4 protein-coding genes are annotated in these 8,047 nt (G+C 44.1%); all 4 read left to right on the forward strand.

The window, feature by feature from the left end; all coding sequences use genetic code 11:
* Positions 1-2,580 (forward strand): DEAD/DEAH box helicase family protein (locus ACTNES_RS17855; protein WP_441040261.1); only part of this gene is annotated, 2,580 nt, incomplete at its 5' end.
* Between the two features lie 578 nt (positions 2,581-3,158).
* A complete protein-coding gene (gene ltrA / locus ACTNES_RS17860) occupies positions 3,159-4,829 on the forward strand; it encodes a group II intron reverse transcriptase/maturase (RefSeq protein ID WP_441040262.1) in 1,671 nt (556 codons plus the stop codon).
* Positions 4,830-5,888, forward strand: a complete 1,059-nt coding sequence (locus tag ACTNES_RS17865) for a helicase (protein WP_441040263.1) — start codon at positions 4,830-4,832, stop codon at positions 5,886-5,888. It begins immediately after the preceding gene.
* A gap of 54 nt (positions 5,889-5,942) precedes the next feature.
* A partial coding sequence (locus tag ACTNES_RS17870) for a DUF3849 domain-containing protein (RefSeq protein ID WP_441040264.1) occupies positions 5,943-8,047 on the forward strand: 2,105 nt, incomplete at its 3' end.

Raw genomic sequence — 8,047 nt, forward strand, 5'->3', positions numbered from 1 at the left:
AATAAGAGGGCATTTAGTCAGGACAGCAGTTATTGTCTTTTGACTTCTCTGGAATTTCTGGATGATAAGGGAGAACTGAAACGGAAAGCGGATATTTTTACCAAAAGGACAATCCGCAGGGCAGAAACGGTAACTTCCGTGGATACTGCCAGTGAAGCACTTGCGGTTTCCATTGGTGAGAGGGCAGGCGTTGACCTTTCTTATATGGCACAGCTTTCCGGGAAAACAGAAGAGGAGCTTACCGAAGAACTGGCAGGAGTAATTTTTAGAAATCCAATCAGTGAAAAGTGGGAGCCATCGGATGAATACCTTTCTGGAAATGTAAGGGAGAAGTTGCAGATTGCAAAACAGTTTGCCGAACACCACCCGGAATACCAGGTGAATGTGCAGTATTTGGAGCAGGTACAACCAAAAGATCTGGATGCGTCAGAGATTGAGGCAAGACTTGGAGCAACCTGGATTTCAGAGGATTACATTACACAGTTTATGGCAGAGACATTCCATACTCCAAGATATTATGTAGGGGACAAAATTAAAGTCCAGTATGCAGAAGTGACCGGACAGTGGAATGTTATGGGAAAAAGCGTAGGCAGTTATGGAAATGCTCTTGTAACCTCTACTTATGGAACACAGAGAGCCAATGCATACCGCCTTTTGGAAGATGCTCTAAATCTCCGGGATACCAAGATTTATGACACGATACAGGATGCGGATGGGGAACATCGGGAACTGAACCGAAAAGAAACGATGCTGGCACAGCAGAAGCAGGAACTTATCAAAGAGGAATTTAAGGAATGGATATTTAAAGACCTGCACCGACGGGAAGATTTATGTAAGATCTATAATGAACGATTTAACAGCATCCGTCCACGGGAATATGATGGAAGCCATATTCAGTTTGTAGGCATGAACCCGGAGATCACCCTGATGCCGCACCAGAAAAATGCAGTGGCTCATGTGCTGTATGGAAATAATACGTTACTAGCTCATTGCGTAGGAGCAGGGAAGACGTTCCAGATGATCGCAGCCGGTATGGAATCAAAACGGCTGGGACTCTCACAAAAGAATCTTTTTGTCGTGCCAAACCATCTGACCGAGCAGTGGGGCAGTGATTTCCTACGTCTCTATCCGGGAGCAAATATCCTGGTGGCAACGAAGAAGGACTTTGAGCCGGCAAACCGAAAACGGTTCTGTTCCCGTATTGCGACAGGGGATTATGATGCCGTGATTATCGGCCATACGCAGTTTGAGAAAATCCCTCTTTCAAGAGAACGGCAGATTGCCATGCTGGAAGATCAGATTGCAGATATTACGTTCTCCATTGAAGAAGCAGCACATCAGGCAGGGCAGAATTATACCATCAAGCAGTTGGAAAAAACAAAGAAGAGTCTGCAGGCGAGGATGAAGAAACTCAATGACCAGACCAGAAAGGATGATGTAGTAACCTTTGAACAGTTGGGCGTAGACCGGCTGTTTGTGGATGAGAGCCATAGTTTTAAGAATCTTTTTTTGTATACAAAAATGCGGAATGTGGCGGGTATCTCACAGACGGATGCACAGAAAAGTTCGGATATGTTTATGAAATGCCGGTACATGGATGAACTGACAGGCGGCAGAGGGATCACCTTTGCTACAGGTACTCCCGTATCGAACAGTATGACGGAGCTTTACACTATCATGCGTTATCTCCAGTATGACACACTTATGCGTATGGGCATGGGACATTTTGATTCCTGGGCGGCAACGTTTGGGGAGACAGTAACCGCAATCGAATTATCACCGGAAGGAACGGGCTATCGTGCAAAAACACGGTTTGCCCGTTTTTTTAATCTTCCAGAGCTGATCTCCATTTTTAAGGAAGCTGCGGATATTCAGACTTCTGATATGCTGAATCTTCCAGTGCCGGAAGCAGAGTTTATCAATGAAGTTTTAAAACCAAGTGAAGAACAGCAGGATATGGTAGCAGCATTTTCAGAACGTGCAGAATCAGTAAGAGCAGGAATGGTAAATCCGACAGAGGATAACATGCTCAAGATCACCAACGACGGAAGGAAGTGTGCGTTAGACCAAAGGCTTTTGAATGAACTCCTTCCGGATGCGGAAAAAAGCAAGGTCAATACCTGTGTGGAAAATGCTTTTCAGGTATGGGAAGAAGGAAAAGCAGACCGGACAACCCAGCTGATCTTCTGCGACCTGTCCACACCTAAAGGAGATGGGACTTTCAACGTATATGATGATGTCCGAAACAAACTGGTCGCCAGGGGAATCCCGAAAGAAGAGATTGCGTTTATCCATGAATACAACACGGAGACAAAGAAAGCAGATTTGTTTGCAAAGGTACGGGCCGGGCAGGTGAGAATCCTTATGGGTTCCACTCCGAAACTTGGTGCAGGTACGAACGTGCAGGACAGACTAATCGCTCTCCATCATCTTGACTGTCCATGGAAACCATCCGATCTGGAACAGCAGGAAGGGCGTATTTTAAGGCAGGGAAACCAGAATGAGAAGGTAAAGATATTCCGGTATGTGACAGAAAATACCTTTGATGCGTACATGTGGGTGCGACACGAAGTCGCTTAATTTAACTGTTTGGCGGTATTTCCGACCAAACCATCCATTCCGTTGGATGAAGCCAATATCCCCGGCTTTGCCAGTAATGGCATTGTTCGGAAGCGGATATAAATGGAACCCTATTTGGAGCAAATCCCGTGAGGGAGAAGCAAAACTGCCAGCTACAAGGCGGTTAGGGTGCAGGCTTTCTGATAGCATGGTTAATTAACTGAATCACCGTAAGCTTCGTTAAAGCTGAACAAGCCAAAGTAGCTGACAGGCTTGAACCAAAAGGTGTGCAGTTGGATATTCCTCTCCACGATAGGAATACACGGACATAAGACTGCCGGAGTAGAGGTGGAACCTAAACTATCATTGATTGTTGATTAAGTGGAACGTGTCAAGCCCGTATTCTCGCCTGCAAAGGCAAGTGGACCGTAAGGGAAGCCGTTGGGAATGCGGGTAAAGGATTGCGGAGGAAGCGAATGCCGACCTTGTAATGAGGACGGATAGGGGTTCAAAATTTGCCCCACCCGAAAGGGGAGCAGAATTCCGCAAGGTGCTTAATTACGAGAGAGTTTATAGAATTTTTGAAAGGAGTAAGGCAAATGAACATGAAAATGTGTGCGACTTCTGACGTTGCTAAGGCATGGGACAGCATCGACTGGAACAAAGCGAATGCATACGTTAAAAAACTGCAAATGCGTATCGTAAAGGCTCATCAACAGGGCAGAACCGGCAAAGTAAAGTCTTTGCAATGGCTGCTTACACACTCTTTCTACGGACGTGCTTTAGCTGTAAAAAGAGTAACGAGTAATAAAGGCAAAAAGACAGCAGGTGTAGACAAAATCTTATGGTCTACTCCCAAACTGAAATATGAAGCAATTCTCAGCTTAAAACGCAGAGGCTATAAACCATTACCGTTAAAGAGGGTATATATCCCGAAAAAGAACGGAAAAATGAGGCCGCTCAGTATCCCATGTATGAAGGATAGAGCGATGCAGACATTGTACAAATTTGCACTGGAACCGATTGCGGAAATCACTGCTGACCCTAACTCCTATGGATTTAGAGCAAAGAGATGTGTACAGGATGCAATCGAACAGTGCTTTACCTGTCTGAATAAAGCAAAATCCCCTAAATGGGTGCTGGAAGGAGACATTAAGGGCTGTTTTGATAACATCAGTCACGAATGGATACTGAACCATATCCCAATGGACAGAGATATTCTGCGAAAATGGTTAAAAAGCGGGTATGTCGAGACCGGAAGATTATTTCCAACAGACCTCGGCAGCCCACAGGGTTCGGCTATCTCACCAACTATCTGCAACATGGTGTTGGATGGTCTGGAAGTCCAGATTAGGAAGAAATACCACAAAACTAAAAGGGATGGAAAAGCATATTTTCCAAAAGTGAACTTTATACGTTATGCTGACGATTTCATCGTCACAGGCGAAAGTAGAGAGCTTTTGGAAGCAGGTGTTCTCCCGATTATCCGGGAATTTTTATCAGAGAGAGGATTGGAACTGTCAGAAGAAAAGACAGTGATTACCCATATCGAAGATGGTTTTGATTTTCTCGGATGTAATATACGGTGGTATAAAGACAAGCTTCTTACAAAACCATCCAAAAAGAATTATAAAGCCATTGTGAATAAGATACGGGGGATTATAAAGCAAAATCCATCTATGAAGCAGGAAGATTTGATAAGAAAGTTAAATCCGGTCATCAGAGGATGGGTAAATTTCCAAAAGTATAATGTCTCCTCGCAGGCGTTTGACAGGTTTGATTTCGATGTATGGAGATGTCTGTGGAGATGGTGTAAACGTAGGCATCCGAAGAAAAGCCACAAATGGATAGCAAAGAAATATTTCAGGAGAGTCGGCACAAGGAACTGGACATTCAGTGTAAATATGGCAGACTCATTTGAATTACATCTGATATATGCTACTGATACTAAAATAGTAAGGTGGCTGAAAACAAAATCAGAAGCGACACCATTTGATGAACGTTTCACAGAATATTTTGAGGACAGAGACACAAAGAGAATGCTTCGAGAAATCAATGGAAGGAAGAAATTAAATGCACTGTACAAAATGCAGAAAGGCATTTGTCCGCATTGTGGTGAACCTATCACAGTGGAACGGGGATTCCGAATCCATACGGAAGTGGGAGCAGATTTTAAAGAAAAGAATGTCTTATTACATGCTGATTGCCATAGAAAACTTCATTACTCGAAAAATGTTGATGAACTGGTTCTGCTAACACAGGGCTTATAAGTGCTTGAGCCGTGTGAGGGGAAACTCTCACGCACGGTTCTTAGAGGGGAAAGCGGTAGTAATACCGCTGACCTACTCGACCAGATTTTGGAGAATAAGCAGAAGTTCATCAGCCAGATTATGACCAGTAAATCCCCGGTCAGAGCTTGTGAAGATGTTGATGATACGGCACTGTCCTATGCAGAGATCAAGGCACTTGCCACAGGCAATCCGTACATTAAAGAAAAAATGGATCTGGATGTGCAGGTGAGTAAGCTGAAACTTCTAAAGGCAAACCATACCAGTCAGATTTACCGTCTGGAATCCGATATTGCAAAGAATTTCCCGGTACAGATCAGTGCATTGAAAGAGCGGATTGCCGGGATGCAGGTGGATTCGCAGGTAGTAAAAAGCGTGGATTTACAGGATAATGACACGTTTGCCATGACGGTAGGGAATGTTCTTTATGAAGATAAGAAAGAAGCAGGCGAAGCGTTGATCGCCGCCTGTGCAGGTTTAAAAACCATCAGCACCGGCGGAAAGGTCGGGGAATATCAGGGGTTTACGTTATCTGCTTCCTACAATATGTTCTCCAATGCGTTTGAACTGACGATCAAAGGAAAATGCTCTTATAAGCTGGAGATCGGAAAAGACCCTATAGGAAATATGCAGCGTATCCATAACACGCTTTCTTCTATCGACAGGAAGCTGACGGAAAGTAAGCAGAAGTTAGAAACCGTACAACAGCAGCTTGCTACTGCACAGGAAGAGGTAAAGAAACCATTTCCGAAAGAAGCAGAACTGAATGAAAAGATGGAACGCTTATCCGAGTTAAATGCCCTGCTGAACATGGATGAAAAGGGCAATGAGACGATTATGGCAGATGAGGATATTGGCAGAGAAGGAAGCAGCACAGACAGCAGGGATGCCGTAGAAGAAAAAGAACTTCCGGAAACAGCAGACAGAATCCATAAGCCGTCTATTCTGGAACGCTTAAAGCAGGAGAAGGCACAGCAGAATACAGCGGAACAGCCACCTGTACAGAAAGCTGCAAAGAAAAAACATGAACAGGAGTTATAAAAGATTTCCCGTCAGAGTTTTCTCTGGCGGTGACGTAAAATGGAGGGTTTGTTTATGGCAAATAATATAGAAAAACAGTTAAAAGAAATATCGGAACGGCTGGAACAGGGAGTAAAGGAAATCTTTACTTCGGAGAGATATACCGAATATCTGAATACCATGTCAAAGTTCCACAATTACAGCTTTAATAACACGCTGCTGATCACCATGCAGAAACCGGAAGCAACACTGGTGGCAGGCTATCAGGCATGGAAGAAGAAATTTAACCGTCATGTAAAACGTGGAGAGAAAGGAATCCAGATCATCGCACCAGCACCGATACGGGAGAAACAGGAGATTGAAAAGATCGACCCGGTAACAAAAGAGCCTGTGATCGGGGATGATGGACAGCCGGAAACAGAGATCGTGGAGATGGTGATACCGAGATTCCGTGTAACGACAGTGTTTGATGTCAGCCAGACAGAGGGGGAACCGATCGCAGAACTGGAGGTACCGGAGCTTACCGGAAGTGTACAGTTTTATGATACGTTTATGCAGGCATTGCAGAATATTTCTCCTGTACCGATCCGCATGATGAATGTGGAAGGGGATGCAAAAGGCTATTATCACCAGACAGAAAAATATATTGCGATAAAGGAAGATATGAGTAATGTACAGACGATGAAAACCGGAGTCCATGAAGTGAGCCACGCATTGCTGCATGACCGGGAAGTAATGGATGTGGAAGGCGTCTTAAAAGACCAGACAACAAAGGAAGTGGAAGCAGAAAGTATCGCTTATATTGTCTGCAACCATTTTGGTCTGGATACTTCAGAATATTCGTTTACCTATATCGCCAGCTGGTGCGAGAGCAGGGATATGAAGGCGTTGAAAGCATCAATGGATACCATCCGAAAAACATCTGCAGAGATCATTGGGAACATTGAGGAGCAGATGCATGAGCTGGAAAGAGAAAATATCATGCAATATGAAGAAAAAGAAGCATCTGCCACCAGACAGGAAAAACTGGAACAGGACAGTGCGGAAAAGATTGATGAAACTTTGCTTTTTCATGGAGAAAGCGGTCGTTTTGCAATCTATCAGATGGATACGGGCGGAGAGCATACTTATCAGTTTATGGGTTTTGAATCGGCTAAAAAATTAGGCTATACCATTGAGGGGAAAGACTACAGGATGGTGTATGCGGCTCCGTGGATACCAACGATCACATTAGAGGATATTTTTGAGAGATTTAATATCAACCGCCCGAACGATTTTCATGGACATTCCTTATCGGTAAGCGACGTCATAGTTATAAACCGGACGGCGGAGACAAAGGCTTATTATGTGGATTCTTTCGGCTTTGAGGAACTTCCGGACTTTGTACAGCAGAGAATGGAGATGCTGGAAAATAATCATACCAGAGCCTATCCGCCAGTTTATAAAGGAACACTTGCTCAGGCAATGGAAGAACGGGATGTAGATGCTTATCTGGATTCCAGAAAGTTAAATATTGATTGTAAGAAAGCAATCGAGGAAGCAATCGCATTAAATTTTGACGGGCTGCATTTAAAGGAAGATGCCGCAAAACAAGTGCTGGAACAGTTTGGAGAAGAACGTATGACGTTTGTTATGGCAAATACGCTTCGGGAACTTTCTTATGACGGCAGATTTTCCAAACAGAACAAAGACTGGGCAGAACATATCGAAATCCCGGAAAATATCAATCAGGGGAAGAATCTGAATCAGGATTATGTGATAGAAAGCCACCCAGCGGTGTTAGATGGATTTATTGATATGGCAAGGGCAGAGATCCGTATGCAGAAGATTGAACAGGCATTAGATGAAGCGGAAGTCACCATTACAGCAGATACCAGAGGATTTGAAGCAGATGGACATGCAGGAACCTGGCATACAGTAGATGAAAGAGAGTATGCAGGGGAGAAGTTCTTCTTCATGGAACATGATGAGTATGGTTCAGATGTGGCAGGGATTATCGTATCGGAACATGGTCAGCTTGTCGCAGAAGATCTCTGGAATGGGTATGATGCAGGAGCATTGGAAGCTATTTCAGAATATCTGCAGGAGAAAGGGATTTCTGTGGAAGGACTTATGCCGGAACTGGAACCGGATGAACTGGCATATAAGATTGACGATAGGTATTTTGCAATCCAGAGAAC

Source organism: Blautia sp. HCP3S3_D9, assembly GCF_052063845.1.
Classification (GTDB): domain Bacteria; phylum Bacillota; class Clostridia; order Lachnospirales; family Lachnospiraceae; genus Blautia_A.

Coding starts and splice junctions, on each gene's coding strand:
- ltrA (WP_441040262.1), top strand. CDS start 3,159: ATGAACATGAAAATGTGTGCGACTTCTGACGTTGCTAAGGCATGGGAC.